15 protein-coding genes are annotated in these 18299 nt (G+C 33.7%); 5 read left to right on the top strand and 10 right to left on the bottom strand.

The genetic code is table 11. The annotated features are described in order from the left end of the window. Window positions 1–66 precede the first annotated feature (66 nt). The 4 genes from ACFO3N_RS18560 to aspA all read right to left on the bottom strand — a co-directional run bounded on the left by ACFO3N_RS18560 (window position 67) and on the right by aspA (window position 5144). Window positions 67–1449: a HAMP domain-containing sensor histidine kinase gene (locus ACFO3N_RS18560; RefSeq protein ID WP_248726433.1), complete on the bottom strand. Its 1383-nt coding sequence runs from the start codon at window positions 1447–1449 to the stop codon at window positions 67–69. A gap of 1 nt (window position 1450) precedes the next feature. Further along, on the bottom strand, window positions 1451–2125 hold the full coding sequence (locus ACFO3N_RS18555) for a response regulator transcription factor (protein WP_250835739.1): 675 nt from the start codon (window positions 2123–2125) through the stop codon (window positions 1451–1453). 164 nt (window positions 2126–2289) lie between these two features. After that, window positions 2290–3576, bottom strand: coding sequence for a BamA/TamA family outer membrane protein (locus ACFO3N_RS18550; protein ID WP_379800242.1), 1287 nt, complete (start codon window positions 3574–3576; stop codon window positions 2290–2292). A 158-nt stretch (window positions 3577–3734) separates the two neighbouring features. Continuing rightward, complete coding sequence (gene aspA / locus ACFO3N_RS18545; RefSeq protein ID WP_379800240.1) at window positions 3735–5144, bottom strand: aspartate ammonia-lyase; 1410 nt, start codon at window positions 5142–5144, stop codon at window positions 3735–3737. Window positions 5145–5302: 158 nt separating this feature from the next. On the opposite strand from aspA, the gene ACFO3N_RS18540 reads away from it, so the two are divergent. Together ACFO3N_RS18540 and ACFO3N_RS18535 are read left to right on the top strand one after the other, a co-directional pair. Continuing rightward, entirely contained in the window at window positions 5303–5890 is a 588-nt protein-coding gene (locus ACFO3N_RS18540; protein WP_379800238.1) for a pentapeptide repeat-containing protein, read from the top strand. A gap of 12 nt (window positions 5891–5902) precedes the next feature. Further along, on the top strand, window positions 5903–6985 hold the full coding sequence (locus ACFO3N_RS18535) for a hypothetical protein (RefSeq protein ID WP_379800236.1): 1083 nt from the start codon (window positions 5903–5905) through the stop codon (window positions 6983–6985). Here ACFO3N_RS18535 and ACFO3N_RS18530 read toward each other — a convergent pair. The 4 genes from ACFO3N_RS18530 to glyA form a co-directional block, all read right to left on the bottom strand. Continuing rightward, on the bottom strand, window positions 6982–7485 hold the full coding sequence (locus ACFO3N_RS18530) for a GNAT family N-acetyltransferase (protein WP_379800233.1): 504 nt from the start codon (window positions 7483–7485) through the stop codon (window positions 6982–6984). The genes ACFO3N_RS18535 and ACFO3N_RS18530 overlap by 4 nt on opposite strands. Before the next feature lie 2 nt (window positions 7486–7487). Then, window positions 7488–8528 (bottom strand): GMP reductase, encoded by a 1041-nt coding sequence (locus ACFO3N_RS18525; RefSeq protein WP_379800231.1) that lies wholly within the window; start codon window positions 8526–8528, stop codon window positions 7488–7490. A gap of 278 nt (window positions 8529–8806) precedes the next feature. Continuing rightward, window positions 8807–9400, bottom strand: coding sequence for a MiaE family protein (locus tag ACFO3N_RS18520; protein ID WP_379800229.1), 594 nt, complete (start codon window positions 9398–9400; stop codon window positions 8807–8809). A 138-nt stretch (window positions 9401–9538) separates the two neighbouring features. After that, window positions 9539–10813 (bottom strand): serine hydroxymethyltransferase, encoded by a 1275-nt coding sequence (glyA, locus tag ACFO3N_RS18515; RefSeq protein WP_379800227.1) that lies wholly within the window; start codon window positions 10811–10813, stop codon window positions 9539–9541. A gap of 109 nt (window positions 10814–10922) precedes the next feature. Between glyA and fahA the strand changes: the two genes are divergently transcribed. Next, on the top strand, window positions 10923–12209 hold the full coding sequence (gene fahA, locus ACFO3N_RS18510; protein WP_379800225.1) for a fumarylacetoacetase: 1287 nt from the start codon (window positions 10923–10925) through the stop codon (window positions 12207–12209). A 101-nt stretch (window positions 12210–12310) separates the two neighbouring features. Here the strand turns inward: fahA and ACFO3N_RS18505 are convergent, their stop codons facing one another. Both ACFO3N_RS18505 and ACFO3N_RS18500 read right to left on the bottom strand, forming a co-directional pair. Next, window positions 12311–13495: an endonuclease/exonuclease/phosphatase family protein gene (locus ACFO3N_RS18505; protein WP_379800223.1), complete on the bottom strand. Its 1185-nt coding sequence runs from the start codon at window positions 13493–13495 to the stop codon at window positions 12311–12313. Between the two features lie 213 nt (window positions 13496–13708). Next, window positions 13709–14749 (bottom strand): agmatine deiminase family protein, encoded by a 1041-nt coding sequence (locus ACFO3N_RS18500; RefSeq protein WP_379800221.1) that lies wholly within the window; start codon window positions 14747–14749, stop codon window positions 13709–13711. 184 nt (window positions 14750–14933) lie between these two features. Between ACFO3N_RS18500 and ACFO3N_RS18495 the strand changes: the two genes are divergently transcribed. Next, window positions 14934–16454 (top strand): choice-of-anchor I family protein, encoded by a 1521-nt coding sequence (locus ACFO3N_RS18495; RefSeq protein ID WP_379800219.1) that lies wholly within the window; start codon window positions 14934–14936, stop codon window positions 16452–16454. Between the two features lie 202 nt (window positions 16455–16656). Further along, window positions 16657–17916, top strand: coding sequence for an OmpA family protein (locus tag ACFO3N_RS18490; protein ID WP_379800217.1), 1260 nt, complete (start codon window positions 16657–16659; stop codon window positions 17914–17916). Window positions 17917–18299 lie beyond the last annotated feature (383 nt).

Raw genomic sequence — 18299 nt, 5'->3', positions numbered from 1 at the left:
TTATACTTACAAAATAACTGTCCGCAAATTAGACCTTAATTAATCTAAAATTAGAATTTTCTAAAATTAAACATTAGATTTTTTAATGTTGCCTTTTTTAAAGATAATCGTGACAATTGTTCCTTTATTTTGCTCCGATTGCACTTGAAGTTCGCCATCATGCATTCTAATGATTTTAGATGCTAACGGAAGTCCCAAACCATATCCTATATACTTGGCAGCGATTTTACCTCTAAAGAAAGGCTCGTACAAATGCGGAATATCCTCAGGCGGAATTCCGATTCCGATATCATTAATCGATATTTTAATCATTTCTTTATTAGCAGAAAGACTCACAAACACTTCATTGTTATCAGAATACTTTACACCATTGGTAATAATATTATTGATTGCCAATTCTAAAAGCGGTTTATTGCATGGCAGCAATAATAGATTAGAATCTTCTGGAGCAAAATTAAGTCTAATGCTTACGCGATTGTCTGGATAAATTTTATCCAAATCTGATTTTACATCCAATAACAATTCATCCATTCGAGCAATATCAGACACTTGTTTTTGTCCGTCATAACCCGTTTGAGTCAATTTCAGCAAGCTTTCCGTCAAATTTCCTAATCTTGAAGCCTGACTGTAGATGTTTTGCAGCGACTCTATATATTCTTGTTGCTCTCTTTCTTTCAGCAGCATAATTTCTGCTTCGGCAATAATAGTTGTAATTGGCGTTTTTAATTCGTGAGAGGCATTATTAATAAAGTTGGCTTGGATTTCAAAAGACGTTTCCAAACGATCCAGCATATTATTAAAAGTATTGGTCAAATCTGAAATTTCATCAGAATTTTTAACTTCAGGCAAACGATTATGAAGATTAGAAGCACTAATTCTTTTTACTTCTTTTGTAATTCTTGCCACCGGATCGACAACACGTTTTGCTAAAAATCGCCCTAAAAGAAAAGCCAGAATCACAAAACCGATTCCGCCAAAAAGCATAATTTTAACGATATAAACGGTCGTATCTTTTCCTTTTCGATCTCTCGCGCCAACAATTACAATATATTTTTGATTGTTTTCTTGAAAAATCTGTCCTAAATAATATTTGTTATCTCTTTCAAAAGAATCTTTTCCTGTTCTTAAAATATTGGTATAAAAAGAATTTGGAAGATTTAGATTGGTATTGTAATCAAAACTATTGTGGCTGTTTATTTTCAATACATATTCTTCTTCCTCGATCAATTCTTCAAGACCATTCTTTTTAAGGTTCTTGTAATATTTGATCTTTTCTGGGTCCTTTTGAAAATGAATAGAAGAAACAATTTTTGCTCTATCATCCAGACGCTTCAAAAAATGATATCGATTGTTTTCTCTAAATAAGAAAAACACGATGATACACAATAACGAAGTACTGAAGGTAGAAAGAGCAACGTAATTAAAAGTAATTTTTTTTCTAATATCCATATTATGGTTTTATAACATACCCCAAACCTTTCATGGTATGAATAAGTTTAGACGAATAAGGCTTATCTATCTTTCTTCTTAAGTATGTAATATAGACATCAACAACGTTGGTATTCATATCAAAATTAATATCCCAAACATTATCCAAAATCTGATCGCGCGATACGATTCTGCCTGTGTTTTTAGCCAAATAATATAAAAGTTTGAATTCTTTGGCGGTTAAAATGATGTTTTCTCCATCTCTTTTAACGGTTTTGGCGCGTCCGTTTATTTCTAAATCAGCAATTGTGATGGTATCTATTTTTTCTGTTTCCTGTTGCGATCTTCTGTACAGCGCATTTACTCTGGCATCTAATTCGCCAAATTTAAAAGGCTTAACCAAATAATCATCGGCACCAGCATTTAATCCTGTTACAATGTTTTCTGAAGTTCCTAAAGCTGTTAAAAGTAAAATTGGCACAAAGTTTTTTGCTGCGCGAAGTCTTCTGCAAATTTCAATTCCATTAACATCAGGAAGCATAACATCCAAAATCACTACATCGAAGGTATAATTATGAATCATCTCCATAGCCGTTTTACCGTCCATTGCAACGCTTACTTCATTATTATTTTCTGCAAATCCTTTTCTTAATATTGATAATAGATTTGGTTCGTCTTCAACTATAAGTAATTTCATCTTAAGAAGTTTGTATATACAACAAAAATAAGAATACAATTTAACATAATTTGGCACATCAATACAAATTATGATTTAATTATGAAGAATCAAAAAAGCAGACACGATAGTCTGCTTTTTGATATTATTTTGCACTTAAAGTTTCTGATTCCTAATTTTTGAGATTAAAAAGTCTCTCCAGCATTCAAATAGAATCCTTTAGAATTGTTCCCCCAAGCATAATCCAAAATCAGATTTGTTTTGGAAGCTTTATCAATTAAGATTCTCAAACCAACACCAGCCGCTGGTTGTATCGATTTGAATAATTTTAAATCATTATCAGAATTACTGGCGGTTACAAAATTGGTAAAAACCGTACCGCTTAACAATTGATTGCATGTAATGGGAAACCTAAATTCTGTAGACAAATAAATCAACCCATTTCCTCTAAATAATCCCTGTGTATACCCTTCTCCGCTCCTACTACGCTGATCCCAGCCAATTGCAGGAAGATTTAAATACGGAACTTTTCCTCTGGTCACAAATTGCCCGTATGTCCAAATAGCTAAAATATAATGCGGATTTTTATGAGAAACAGGAATAAAATGACGGTATTCTGCAAATAGAACATTGCTATAATCCTGATTATTAAATAGAACAGGATTAAATCTATAATTTATGTTGGCAAACCAGCCTTTTGACGCATTTACTTGATTATCACGAGAATCATGAACCAGATTCAGGCTAACTCCATTTAAAAAATATTCAGAATTATCAAATCCGTATTTTTGGCTGTAATTGTAATGATAAGTATATTTTCCGTTTGCAACATCCAATTCCTCATCTTGTATCCTTGAGTACCAGTCAATATTTATACCCCCTCCGACATAGTAGTTCTCTTTGACCTCAAAAGAAACTGTTTGATGGAACTTCAAATAATTGTAATCCATTGCCTGAGCAAGAGAATCTACACTAAACCCTGGCGGGCGGTCACGTCTGGGCGGAATAATATCGGTTCCTAAACCATAATTAGGTTGCGAAAATAAGTACAATCGATAATCTCCACTCAAAAAGATTTTATTATTCTTCAGCAGAATATTGTTTTTAATGTTAACCAGCCACTGATTTTTTACCGTATAAGTAATTCCTACGTTGGCAATTGAATATTTGTCTTTTTCTTCTTTTCCTTTAAAGGTATACTGAGCCACAGCGCCAAAAAAGAAACCCGTTGCAGGCTGTGAACCAATTGCGGGAATTAATAAAAAGAAATTGTTCTTTGTGGGTTTAACAACCAAAGCATCGTCATCTTTCTTAAAAAGATCAAATAATGTTTTAGGAGGACAGATTGTTGGAGTTTTAATTTCAGGATTTTTAATTTCCTCTTGAGCAGATAAATTAAAAGAAATAAGAAGTAATAATCCTAAGATTTTAGACTTGTATTGACCGGCATTATTTTTTAAAAAAATCACCATTACAAAGTTTTGTTTTAGGAAACGAGATTCAATCCTCTTGTAAATATAAGTCTTATTTTCAACATCTTACAAACTTAAACTAATTAATTCAAAAATATTTTAACAAAAAAAGCCGTCAAAAATAAATTTGACGGCTTTAATTTATAGTATTGTTATTTTTATTTAGTGATAAATTTTGGATGAATTAGATTTTCTAAAGAATAAATCTCATCCCATTTTTCCTGTGTAATTAGTTTTCGTTCTAAAACAGCGATTTGATGCACGCTTTTACCCGTTTTTAACGCTTCTCCAGCAATACTTGCACTTTCTTCGTAACCAATAATCGGATTCAATTGGGTTACAATTCCGATACTATTCATAACCATATTATAGCAATGATCAACGTTTGCAGTAATTCCGTTGATGCATTTATCAATTAAAGTCTGAATCGCATTTGAAAGATAATCTAACGAAGTAAACATCGCAAAAGCAATAACAGGCTCCATTACATTCAATTGCAATTGTCCTGCTTCTGCTGCCATTGTAACCGTTAAATCTTGCCCAATCACATAAAAACAAGTCTGATTTACCACTTCTGGAATTACCGGATTTACTTTTCCTGGCATAATTGAAGATCCTGGCTGACGCGCCGGAAGATTAATCTCGTTTAAACCCGTTCTTGGGCCTGAACTTAATAAACGTAAATCATTACAGATTTTAGAAATCTTAACCGCAGAACGTTTTAATGTTCCCATAATCTGAACGTAAGCGCCTGTGTCTACCGTTGCTTCAATCAAATCTGGAGAAAGCGTTAAAGGAATTCCAACCTCATCTGCCAAATATTTTACGCAGATTTCTGGATAACCTTCTGGAGCATTTACTTTTGTTCCAATCGCTGTTGCGCCCATATTAATTTCCAACAATAATTCCTGAGCATTTTTCAAACGCTGAATATCTTCGCCAATTGTTGTCGCGTAAGCTTTAAACTCTTGTCCTAAAGTCATAGGAACTGCATCTTGCAATTGTGTTCTTCCCATTTTTAAAACTTCTTTAAACTCCTCGCCTTTTTTAGCGAAAGCAACTTCTAGACCAGCTAAAGTTTTAATAAAAGTTTCCATTTTCAAGTACAATGCAATTCTAAATGCCGATGGATATGCATCGTTAGTAGACTGAGAACAGTTTACATGATTATTGGGATGAAGGAAATTGTATTCTCCTTTTTTATGACCTAAATATTCAAGTCCGATATTGGCAATAACTTCGTTTGCATTCATGTTTACAGAAGTTCCTGCACCGCCCTGAATTAAATCGCTCACAAATTCTTGATCAAATTTACCACCAATAACCTGATCGCTTCCGTAACAGATTGCTTCTGCTATTTTTGCATCAATAGCGCCACAATCTTTGTTGGCTAAAGCTGCAGCCTTTTTTACATATCCTAAAGCTTTGATAAATAAAGGTTCTTTTGAAATTGGAATTCCTGTGATGTTGAAATTCTCTACAGCTCTAAAAGTCTGGATTCCGTAGTATAAATGATTCGGAATTTCTAATTCTCCTAAAAAATCATGTTCCTTTCTTGTTGGTTCCATATAATAAAAATTGATATGTTTTAACTTAAAAAATAAGTGTAAAGCTACAGCATTTTATGGATTAAAAATGAGAATGGAATCAAAATCATTTATAATTTGTTCGCATTTTTCTATGGTAAATTATTACCTTTTCACCTTCAAATAATTATCGAAAAAGGTTGAAAAAAGAAAGCGAATATTTTCTTGATAAAGAATACAATACGATTGTTTACGCCAAAGATGATCTTAATTTTAAAGACTTCGAATGCTGTGTTTTTAACAATTGTAACTTCTCTGCTTGCACTTTTCTAGCTGTTACTTTTATCGATTGTGTTTTTAATGACTGTATTTTCAGTGAAGCAAAAATTAATTATGTCGCTTTTAGAACCGTAACTTTTAATCGTTGCGAAATTAAAGAAGTGAATTTTGCCATGTGTGACAAGCTTATTTTTGAAGTTCGCTTTAATGATTGCATCCTTGACTTTTCTAAGTTTTATACTTTAAAATTAAAAGGAACTCCGTTTATCAATTGCAGTTTAATAGCGGTAGATTTTATGGCCGCTGATTTAACTGGCGTAATTTTCGATAATTGTGATTTATACCGTTCTGAATTCAACAAAGCCATCGCCAATAAAGCCGATTTTAAAACGAGTTATAATTATACTATCGATCCTTCTAAAACGAAATTGAAAAAAGCTGTTTTTTCTTTGAATGAAGTGAAAGGATTATTATTTAAGCATGATGTGATAATAGCTGACAAAAATTAAAAAATATTATCTATGAAGTTTATTATAAAATACTGTTTTCTAAATTTAATTTTATTTTCATTTATTACAAACGCACAAAACATTGAAAAGCGTAACACCTTATACAATCAAAAATCAGAAGCAAATCTTAAAGGCCCTGTTAAATCATCACAAGTCTATTATTCGCAAATTGATGAAAACTTATCCCTTGGCGTTAAGAATTATATATTTTTACAACATAATGCGTCTTTTTACAAATATTTATATTTAGACCTTGATAAAAATGGTTATGGAAAAATTAATATCGTTGATCTTTTAGTAAAAAAAGACACTCCTTTGAATTTAAAAGCAATATATGTCAATTATATTGATTATGATTCTATTGATAGAAAAAACAAAGAAAAATATAAATCATATAACAAAAAGTATTTTCCAATAAACGATTATTATCTCTTAATTCAAGCCAATAATACATACTCTTCTTCTGAAGAATCCGAGACAACCGCAACAATAAATACTGAAATCAAACCCCAACTTCAATATATTTATAAATATAATTTTGACAGTAATAACAGAATTAAAGAAGAAATAACTTATATTAAAACATCAACCGATCATTTTTCAAAAAGTTATAAACTTGGAGATTTTGATACCAAGAAAATATATCTGTACAATGAAAAAGATCAAATAATTTCTCAAAAAATCATTCAGAAATATGGATCAGAATTTGAAGAAACACAAGTAAAATATAAATATGATTTAAAAGGAAGAATTTCACAAGTACAATTTTATGATGTAGAAGGAAATATAGCCTCTAGTGAAGAATACCTTTATAATTCTACAGAAGATTATATTGAAAAAGTAAAATATTATTCGGCCGATAAAACAAGAGAGAATACTAGTAATACAATAAAAACTTTTAACAAAGGAGGAGATGAAATTGAAAAAGAATTCATTCCCGAATATCCTGAACAAACTTTTTTTTCAAAGCATTTCTTTTACAGCTATGAATATGACAATTACAACAATTGGATAAAATGTAATGTATTTTTAGATAATAAAAAAGAAGGAATACCAACTTTGGTTATGGAACGAAAAATCGAATATTACAATTAAACGTTTAACTTTTTCCCCATCACATAATCTTCCATTAAATATCCATTTCCAATTTCTATATCAACCGTTTCTTTGATATCAAAACCTAGCTTTTTATAGAAATTTAATGCCGTATTAAAGCGATTTACGTTTAATAAAAGCTCTTTTGAATTATTCTCTAAAGCCATTTTTGCAATTTCTTCAAAAACAATTTTACCATAACCTTTTCCTTGCGTTTCTGGTAAAAGATAAATTTTATGGATTTTGGTAATCGCTTCGCTTTTATAATGATGCTCAATTCCAATAAATCCGATTACAGCATTAGAATCTGAAATCAAATAATACAGTTGCTCTTTATTCTGGATTTGTTTTGATAATGCTTCATCAGAATAAATCAAATCCAACATATAATCCAGTTGCTCTTTTGTTAAAATTTCGCCATACGTAATCGGCCAAGTTATGTGCGCTATTTCTTGAATTTTAGCAATATCTTCAACAAATGCTTCGGTAATTTTAATCATATTTATTTTGTAAAAACTTGATTTTCTTGCTCGCTTACGCGGATGAAAGTCGTTCGTTTAGTCAATTCTTTTAATCTTGAAGCTCCTACATAAGTGCAAGTACTTCTTATTCCGCCTAATATATCTAAAACAGTGTGAATCACATCTCCTTTAAACGGAACTTGAACTGTTTTTCCTTCGCTTGCTCTGTATTCTGCAACGCCTCCAGAATGTTTATCCATGGCAGTTTTAGAACTCATTCCGTAAAATTGTTTGAATTTTTCGCCTTTTACTTCTATTAGCTCACCACCACTTTCTGTGTGTCCTGCGAGCATTCCTCCCAACATTACAAAGTCTGCTCCAGCACCAAAAGCTTTGGCAACATCACCAGGAGTTGAACAGCCGCCATCGCTGATAATATGACCGCCTAAACCGTGAGCGGCATCGGCACATTCAATAATTGCAGATAATTGCGGATAACCAACACCTGTTTTAACACGAGTTGTACAAACAGAACCTGGACCAATTCCAACTTTTACAATATCGGCACCAGCCAACAAAAGTTCTTCGGTCATTTCGCCTGTGACTACATTTCCTGCAATAATAATTTTATCGGGATATTGTTTACGGGTTTTCTTCAAAAATTGAACAAAATGTTCCGAATAACCGTTTGCAACATCAATACAAATAAATTTCAATAACGGATTTGCAGTAATTATTGCTCCTACTTTCTCAAAATCTTCTTTTCCTGTTCCTGTGCTTACGGCAATATAATCGTAAAAATCTGGATTTACGTTCTTTAGAAATACATTCCATTCTTCTAAAGTGTAATGTTTATGAATGGCCGTAAAGAGTTTTTCTTTTGCTAAAACTTTCGCTATTTCAAAAGTTCCAACCGTATCCATATTGGCAGCCATTATTGGAATTCCTGTCCAGCTTGCTGTACTGTGCAAAAATTTGAAATTTTGTTCTAGCGAAACTTCAGATCTGCTTTTGAGCGTTGATCTCTTAGGTCTAAACATTACATCCTTAAATCCTAATTTCAGGTCCATTTCTATTCTCATAGTTCGAGATTTTGATTACTCTCAAATGTAAGGAATTTTAGAATTTAGATGGTAGATTTTAGATTAACAAAAGCTTGAACTTGTGAACAATTACTGACTTGTGTTTGAGAAAGCTGTTTTTAATTCCACAAAGATTCACAAAGATATCACGGAGATTCACAAAGTTTCTAATTGGAACGCGTTTCGACTTCGCTCAACGTGACAAACGTAAAAACTGAGATCTGTGACTGTGACCGCGACTGAATACTAAAAAACCTGAACACTGAACACTAAAAAAACTACCCGTGAATAGTCTCTCCTTTTCCGTAATTGGTAATAATTGATTCTTCGAAAGCCAACCATTCTCTCCAGCGTTTTTCAACGTCTATTCCTTTGCCGTATTTACGAGCGTATGTGATAAAAGTGGTATAATGTCCTGCTTCGCTTTCCATTAATTCTCTGTAGAAAACGGCTAATTCTTCGTCTTTAATATTTTCAGAAAGCACTTTAAAGCGTTCACAGCTTCTAGCTTCGATCATTGCGGAGAATAATAATCTTTCTACAAGTCCAGAAACACGGCTTCCATCTCCGCTTCTTTTCATGTATTGGTATAATTCGTTTACGTAATCATCTTTACGCTCACGTCCTAGTTTTAGTCCTCTTTTGATGATGATATTATGAACCTGTTCAAAATGATCTATTTCTTCTTTGGCCAAAGCCAATAAATCTTTTACTAAATCTTGATGCTCCGAATTATTCGTAATAATCGTAATCGCGTTTGTTGCTGCTTTCTGTTCGCACCAAGCGTGATCTGTCAAGATTTCTTCAATGTTTTTCTCAACAATATTTACCCATCTTGGGTCGGTTGGCAATTGTAATCTTAATACGCCCATGTCTTTTAACTTGTTTTAGGTTTATTTTGTTTAAGGTTTCAAGTTTCTTTTCTAAACGAAAAAAAAGTTTAAAGTTTCATAATACGTTTATTTACGCATTACAAAACTTTAAACTTGAAACCTTAAACTTTAAACTAACTAATACGCAAAAATTGGTCTTTCGCTCATTAATTCGTTTACTTCTTCAGCAACTTCTTCAATAACATCCTCATTTGTATGATCAGTAAGAACTTTATCGATTAAAGCTACGATAGTTTCCATATCTTTTTCAACTAAACCACGAGTTGTGATTGCAGCTGTTCCAACACGAATTCCAGAAGTGATAAATGGAGATTTATCATCAAAAGGAACCATGTTTTTGTTTACTGTAATTTCAGCTTTCACTAATGCGTTTTCAGCTTCTTTACCAGAAATATTTTTATTTCTTAAGTCAATAAGCATCATGTGGTTGTCAGTTCCGCCAGAGATAATGTTGTAACCTCTTTTTACGAAAGCGTCAGCCATTGCATTTGCATTTTTTTGTAATTGCATTGCATAAGTAAAGAACTCATCTTTAAGAGCTTCACCAAAAGCAACCGCTTTAGCAGCGATAATGTGCATTAAAGGTCCACCTTGATTTCCTGGAAAAACAGCTAGATCTAATAATGAAGACATCATTCTGATTTCTCCTTTTGGAGTTGTTAATCCTTGTGGATTCGGGAAATCTTTCCCCATTAAAATAAGACCTCCACGTGGTCCTCTTAATGTTTTGTGAGTTGTTGTAGAAACAATATGACAATGTGGAATTGGATCACTTAATAATCCTTTTGCGATAAGACCAGCTGGGTGAGAAATATCAGCAAATAAGATCGCTCCTACGCTGTCAGCAATTTGTCTGAAACGAGCAAAATCCATATCACGAGAATAAGCCGAAGCTCCAGCGATAATTAATTTTGGCTGTTCTTTAGTTGCAATTTCTTGAATTTTATCATAATCTAAACGACCAGTTTCAGCATCTACACCGTAGAAAACTGGACGGTATAAACGTCCTGAGAAGTTTACTGGAGAACCATGAGTTAAGTGACCTCCGTGAGATAAGTCAAAACCTAAAATCGTATCACCAGGATTCAAACAAGCGTGATAAACAGCTGTGTTTGCTTGAGAACCTGAGTGAGGCTGTACGTTTGCATATTCAGCGCCAAATAATTCTTTAGCTCTGTCAATAGCAATTTGCTCAATAACGTCAACTACTTCACAACCGCCGTAGTATCTTTTACCAGGATAACCTTCAGCATATTTATTAGTTAAAACAGACCCTGCTGCTGCCATTACTTCATCACTTACAAAATTCTCAGAAGCAATAAGCTCTAGTCCGTGAATTTGTCTTTCTTTCTCCTCTTGGATAAGATCAAAAATTTGTTCGTCGCGTTGCATTTTTTTGTTTTTCGTTAATTTCACGCAAAAATACAAAAAAACGTTTGTCAAACTGCTAGATTATGATATATTTGACAAGTAATTTTTCAACAAATAATTAACATTAAACATGCCAATAACTGCCAACGATACCAGTAGAAAATCATGGTTAGAAGTGCCAGAAAATAGCGACTTCCCCATTCAGAATATTCCTTTCGGTGTATTTCTTACTAAAGAAAATGTCGTTACCGTAGGAACGCGAATTGGCGATTACGCCATAGATTTAGGTGCTTTACAGCAATTAAACTATTTTGAAGGAATAGAATTAACCGATGATATGTTTATGCAGGATACGCTAAATGATTTTATTTCTGACGGAAAAAAAACATGGCGTTTAGTTCGAAATCGTATTGCAGATATATTCGACGAAACTAATCCACAATTAAGAGATTCAACAAAACATAGAGATATTGTTATATTTAAAATTGAAGATGTAGAGATGCAACTTCCTGTTTTAATTGGTGATTACACCGACTTTTATTCTAGTAGAGAGCACGCTACAAACGTGGGTAAAATGTTCCGAGATCCAGACAATGCTTTGTTGCCCAACTGGCTTCATATTCCGGTTGGATATCATGGAAGAAGTTCTACCATTGTACCATCTGGAATTCCAGTTCACAGACCGATGGGACAAACTTTGCCAGCTGGACACGACACGCCTGTTTTTGGTGCTTCACGTTTAGTAGATTTTGAATTAGAGACTGCTTTTATTACAACAGATGTCAATGTAATGGGCGAAAATATTTCAACTTATGAAGCTGAAGATTATATTTTCGGAATGGTTTTACTAAATGACTGGAGTGCTCGCGACATTCAGAAATGGGAATATGTGCCACTTGGACCATTCTTAGCTAAGAACTTTGCGACTTCTATTTCACCTTGGATTGTGACTATGGATGCTTTGGAGCCTTTTAGAACAAAGGGACCTAAACAAGATCCAACACCACTTCCGTATTTGCAGACCAAAGGAAAAAAAGCTTTTGACATTCATTTAGAAGTTTCCTTAAAGCCTGAAAATCAAGAAGAAGAAACTATTGTTTCAAGATCTAACTTCAAATATTTATACTGGTCAATGAGTCAGCAGTTAGCGCATCATACTTCTAATGGATGCCGTGTAAACTCTGGCGACATGATGGGTTCTGGAACAATTTCTGGTCCAACTCCTGATAGTTTTGGTTCTATGCTAGAATTAACTTGGGGAGGAAAAAATCCATTGAAGCTAAAAGACGGAAGCGAACGTAAATTTATCGAAGATAATGACACTGTAATTATTCGTGGATTCTGTGAAAATACGGAAGTTAGAATTGGTTTTGGAGAAGTTTCTAGCCAATTGTTACCTCCTTTTATTAAACAATGAAGAGCAGATAAAACTGAAGAGATATAAAACAAAAAACCTTGGTTATCCCAAGGTTTTTTTATGCTTTATTTAATCTCGTAAATTAAAAGGCAAAGTTTTATTTATTCCAAAACTACCTTTATCCAAACCAAACGATGATCTGAACTTGATTCGCGTTTTTCAACCAATTCCGACATTGGTTGGCCTTTGGCAGGCCAGAATACACTGCTGTTGACAACCTTAAATCCAAGTCTGGATGGCAATACGTAATCAGCTCTCATTCTCCAAAAGGCTGTATGATTAACTCCAAAAGGATTTTCAGGACTAAATTCAGCACCTCCTTTACTAGCAGGCGTAAAGTCGTTATTAATTTTCGGACTGTCTATTAAAGACTTTATTCCTTCTCTAATAGCATCCCCTTCAACTGGTGAAGCGTTTTGATCACCCATTATAACAAATCGAGAATTAGGAGACAAACCACCTTTAACACCTTTATCATCATAAATGTACGAAGCTGAATTATCTGAAATATAATCTCTCCAGAATCGAATTTCATCATGATTTCTTTTCCCATTGCGATCTTCAGCACCGTCAAAAGTAGGAGGAGTTGGATGACTGACTAAAACATGAACCGTTTCATTGTCTACCAGTACAGGGACATCCCAGTGAGATTTTGAAGATAATGGAAATTCCTTCCATGCTTTCTTACTGTACCAATCCGATCCATCTGCTTTTTTGGTAAGCAATGCTCCTGGCATATCTTTCCACTTAAAATGTTGAAAAGTACGAACCGCCTTAACATCAATAGGATATTTAGACAAAAGCATCATTCCATATTGACCAGGATACATACCAAATGCCCATGCATCATTTCCAAAACTATCCAACTTTCCATCATTGTTCAAATCGTAAGGACTTGGCTGCCCCGTATTCACTGTCGAATAATAGTAGTAAGGATAATCAATAGATGTTGCTCCGCCTTGGCTCACATTCAAATAATTTTTAATAAACGCCTTCACACCAAGTTCAGGGTCTTTAATATAATCAAATTCGTTTAGCAGAATAACGTCTGGCCTAACGGTCTGAATAATTTTGGCGATATTTCTGATTTGAGTATTATGCCCTGAATTAAGTTGATAAATCAATATCTGCTCCGATTTTCCCATTGCGCCTTTGGGAGAGTAATTATCAGATTCCATACTTACATTGTAGGTCGCAAATGTAAGTTCTGGTTTTTCCTGCGACTCAGACTGTGAAAAAAGAACTCCGGAAGAAAGCACGGAAAGGATAAAAAATATTTTCTTCATATAAAATTAAATCTGCATTTCTGCATTATTGAACATACGAATATAAGAAGGATGTTAGTACACACGGCAAATCTGTCTGTTAAATATACAACAAAAAAAAGCTGCCACTTTTGGTGACAGCTCAAATAATATAAGAAAGTCTCTCTCTATCTGATTATTTTATCGAAGATTAAAAAGACCAAAGTGATTTTTTTTAATCCAAGGCTACTATTTTTATGCAGGAATCTGCTGACTTAAACAATGCAATGTTCCGAATCCCCAAATAAAATCAATACAACTTATACCGATTACTTCGCGATCAGGGAAACATTCTGCTAATATATTTAAAGCTACTCGATCATTACTATCGTTAAATGTTGGCACTAAAACACAATTATTCAAAATCAAGAAGTTTGCGTAACTTGCTGGTAAACGTAAATCTTCAAAATCTACACGTTTTGGCATTGGTAACGCTACAATTACTGGCGCTTTTCCGTTTTCTAATTTTGCATTTTGCAAACGTTTCAAATTATCCTGCAAAGGTTTGTAGTTTGAATCGTTTTTATCTGTTTCTACAATCGTAACAATAGTATCTTCATTTACAAATCGGCATAAATCGTCAATATGACCATGTGTATCATCGCCTTCAATTCCATCTCCTAACCAAATTACATTGGTAACTCCAAGATATTCTTTAAAAACGGCTTCATAATCTTCTTTAGTAAAGCCAGAATTTCTCACCTGAATTGTTGGATGCATTAGACACTCTTCAGAAGTTAGTAAAGTTCCTTTTCCGTTTACATCAATTGCTCCTCCCTCAACAATTACAGGTTTTCCTTTGTACATCACCTGAGTTAAAGGAACATCAATAAAATCTGCCACTTTACCAGGAACAAATTTATCCAACTGATAGTTTTTATATTTTGCCCAGCCGTTAAAATTAAAATTCAATGCTTCTCTTTTCGAACCGTTTTTTACGATAATTGGTCCCGAGTCACGCATCCAGCTTCTATTGGTTTTATGAATAATATAAGAAACGTTTTTAAGGTTTACACGAGCTCTTTCAAGCATATCGGCTACTTTTTCTTTAAGCTTTTCATCGGCAACCACTAAAAAAACAGTTTCAAAAGTCGCTACTTTTTTAATAAACTCTACAAAAGCCCATTGAACAGCTTCGTATTTTCCTGGCCAATCGTTACCATTGTGCGGAAAACACAATACAATTCCTTGTTGTTTTTCCCATTCTGCTGGAAATCTTCTATTATCTGTTGACATAAATACGTTCTAATTTAGAAAGTGCAAAGATAAGCATTCGTTAGGATTTTAAAACATTTGAACCAAAATCGTATGTTATTTCACAAAAAATATCCTGCAAAAATTAAGTTAAAGATTAAATAATACAGCCTTAATATTTAACAGAGAGGCCAGAATTACTTTTGCAAAAACTAAAAACTAACACATGAAAAATTTATCAATCTCATTATTAGCTGTTCTTTTTATATTGGCAAGCTGTAACAATGATGAAAATTCGAACAACGAACCAGAAGTTGTTGTAAACGAAAACCCAGGAACTTTTAAAGAAATTGGTTCTATTACAATTGGCGGAGAAGCTGCTGCAGAAATCTCTGCTTATTGTGAGAAAACAAAAAGGCTTTTTACGGTAAACAACAGCGGTGTAAACCAAATTGACGTTATTGATATTGCTGATCCAACAAAACCTCTTAAAATAGGAAAAATTGATTTAGTTGCTTACGAAGGTGCCGCGAACAGTGTTTCTGTTTTTGACGGAAAATTGGCTGTTGCTTTAGAATCTACTGTAAACAAACAAGGAAACGGGAAAGTAGTAGTCTTTAATACTTCTGATTACAGTTTAATCAAACAAGTTACAGTAGGTGCATTGCCAGATATGATTACTTTTTCTCCAGATGGAAAATATATCATGACAGCTAACGAAGGCGAGCCAAATACCGATTATTCTCAAGATCCAAACGGAACAATTTCTATTATTGAAACTAGCACTTACAATGTCACAACTTTAGATTTCAGCTCGTTTGCCGGTCAAGCTGCGGCATTGGTAAAAGATGGCTTCAGAATTTCAAAATTTGCTAAAACTAGTTTCGCTCAAGATATCGAACCAGAATATATTACTATTTCGGACGATTCTAAAACTGCTTGGGTGACACTACAAGAAAACAATGGCGTTGCAAAAGTAGATTTAACTTCTAAAACCATCACAGCAATTTATCCTTTAGGCTTAAAAGATTACAATACTGCTGAGAATGCAATTGATGTAAGCGATAGTGATAATAAAATCGCCTTTAGTCCATGGAAAGTAAAAGGTCTATATATGCCAGATGCTATCAGCCATTATACAGTAAATAATATTCCATATTTTGTTACTGCTAACGAAGGTGATGCAAGAGAATACGCTGCTTACTCTGATGTGAAGCGTATGAAAAACATGACACTTGATGCAACCGCTTTTCCAGATGCTGCTACTTTAAAATTAGATACTAATTTAGGCAGATTAAACCTTGTTACAGATATGGGAGATACTGACGGAGATGGAGATCTGGATCAAATGGTAAGTTTTGGAGGAAGATCATTTTCTATTTGGAATGGAAACACTGGAAAAATTGTTTTTGACAGTAAAAATGATGTGGACAAAAAGACGAATGAAATTGGCACATACGACGATAAAAGAAGTGATGACAAAGGTTCTGAGCCAGAAGCTGTAGTTGTAGCAAAAATGGGAACTCAAAATATTTTATTTGTTGGTTTAGAAAGATCTGATGCGCTAATGGTCTATGATGCTTCAAATCCAACTTCTCCACAGTATTTACAAACTGTAAAAACAGGTGATGCACCAGAAGGTTTATTATTCATTCCAGCTTCAAAAAGTCCTACAAAAAGAAGCTTATTAATAGTAAGCAGTGAAGGAGATGGATCTGTTAAAATTTATCAACCAGATTTGAAATAATTAATACTTTTTCAGGAGAGCAAAAGGACAAAATGTGAATTTTGTCCTTTTTTTATGCTTTCTATTGTACTTATTTTAACGTATTTACATAATTAAAAGCCAAAAGATGGGAATTATGTAAGGGCATATACAACGCATTCTAAGATTCGACCTCTAATTTTGTTCATGAGTTTAAAATAAAAACAATTTAATTTTTGATATCATGAAAAAGAAATTAGTATCAGCATCCTTATTATTACTATCATTTGCTGCAGGCGCTCAAAATATGGCTACCACTTCTACCAAACCTAGCGTAGATCAAGAATACAACAAATGGTCGATCGAACTAAATGGTGGTGTTAATAAACCAACCAGAACAATGACTCCAGGGTATACTACTGAATCATTGAACTTTTTTCACGGAGATTTAGGTGTAAGATATATGTTTAATCCAAAATTTGGTTTAAAATTAGATGTTGGTTATGACCAATTTAAAGAGAAAAAAGACACTCCAGACTTTGAAAGCCGTTATGTTAGAGCAAGTTTACAAGGGGTTGTTAACGTTGGACGTGCTTTAAATTTTGAAACTTGGACAAATACAATCGGTCTTTTGGCGCATGGTGGTTTTGGAGTTTCTCAAATTAGTACAGAAACAGGATTTGGAGGACAAGATTACATGGCTCACGGAATTGCTGGTTTAACTGGACAAATTAGATTAAGTGATCGTGTAGCTTTAACAGGAGACCTTACTGGAATTGTAAACGGAAGACAAAATTGGAACTTTGACGGAATGGGTAACACATCAACAGGTTCTTTTGATGGTGTTTTATTGAATGCTTCTGTTGGTTTGACTTTCTACTTAGGAAAAAACCAGAAACATGCTGACTGGATTGGTGAAGAAGATAGAATTGGTGAATTGGAAAAAAGAGTGGACTTAATCGAAACTGGTCTTATCGATTCAGACAAAGATGGAGTTGCTGATTTATACGATTTAGAACCAAATAGCATTGCAGGAGTTGCTGTTAACACAAAAGGACAATCTATTGATACGAATCAAAATGGTGTGCCAGATGAGTTAGAAAGCTATTTAGACAAAACTTACGAAAAGAAAGGCGCTGGAACGGCTACAAACAATACTGTTGAAGAATTAATCAACGGAGGTTATGTAAACGTTTATTTCGACTTCAACTCGTCTAAACCGACAAACGCATCTTTATCAGGGGTAGATTTCTTAGTGAAATACTTAAAAAACAATCCTGGAAAATCGGCTGATATTATTGGTTATGCTGATGAAATTGGAAATTCAAACTACAACACTGAATTATCTAGAAAAAGAGCTGAGGCTGTGAAAAAAGTAGCGGTTAATGCAGGAATTGACGCATCAAGATTGAATGTAATTGCTAACGGAGAAGATACTTCTGTTAACAAAAATTCTAAAGAGGCACGTCAGATCGTGAGAAGAGTTACTTTCCAAGTGAAGTAATTTACATATAAAGCTAAAAACAGAAAAGGAGCTATTTCAATACGAAATAGCTCCTTTTTATTATAAAAATACACATAGAGCTTCGGAGAAGCGAAATATTTATAGAAAATAAGAAATGTTTACAATATAAAGCTCCAGCGGAGCGAAATCTTATGTTCTAAATATGTCGCTCCGCTGGAGCTTTTTCCATTTGCACTATTAAAGTTCTATAAACATTTCGCTTCTCCGAAGCTTACAAAAAAGAGCTGTCTTTTTTGTGAACTGCCCCCAAAAAGTTAGACACTATTTGGGGGCATTTTTATGGAAAGAAAAGTCAAGTACAATTGTGAATTTAAACTTCGTTGTGTAGAAGAAGTTATGAAAAGGCATAACTCGGTTAAAGG

It is taken from the genome of Flavobacterium chungangensis, assembly GCF_042654045.1.
In the GTDB taxonomy this organism is placed as follows: Bacteria; Bacteroidota; Bacteroidia; order Flavobacteriales; family Flavobacteriaceae; genus Flavobacterium; species Flavobacterium chungangensis.
Note: the sequence above shows the minus strand (reverse complement) of the source record. Positions and strands in the feature narration are given on the sequence as shown.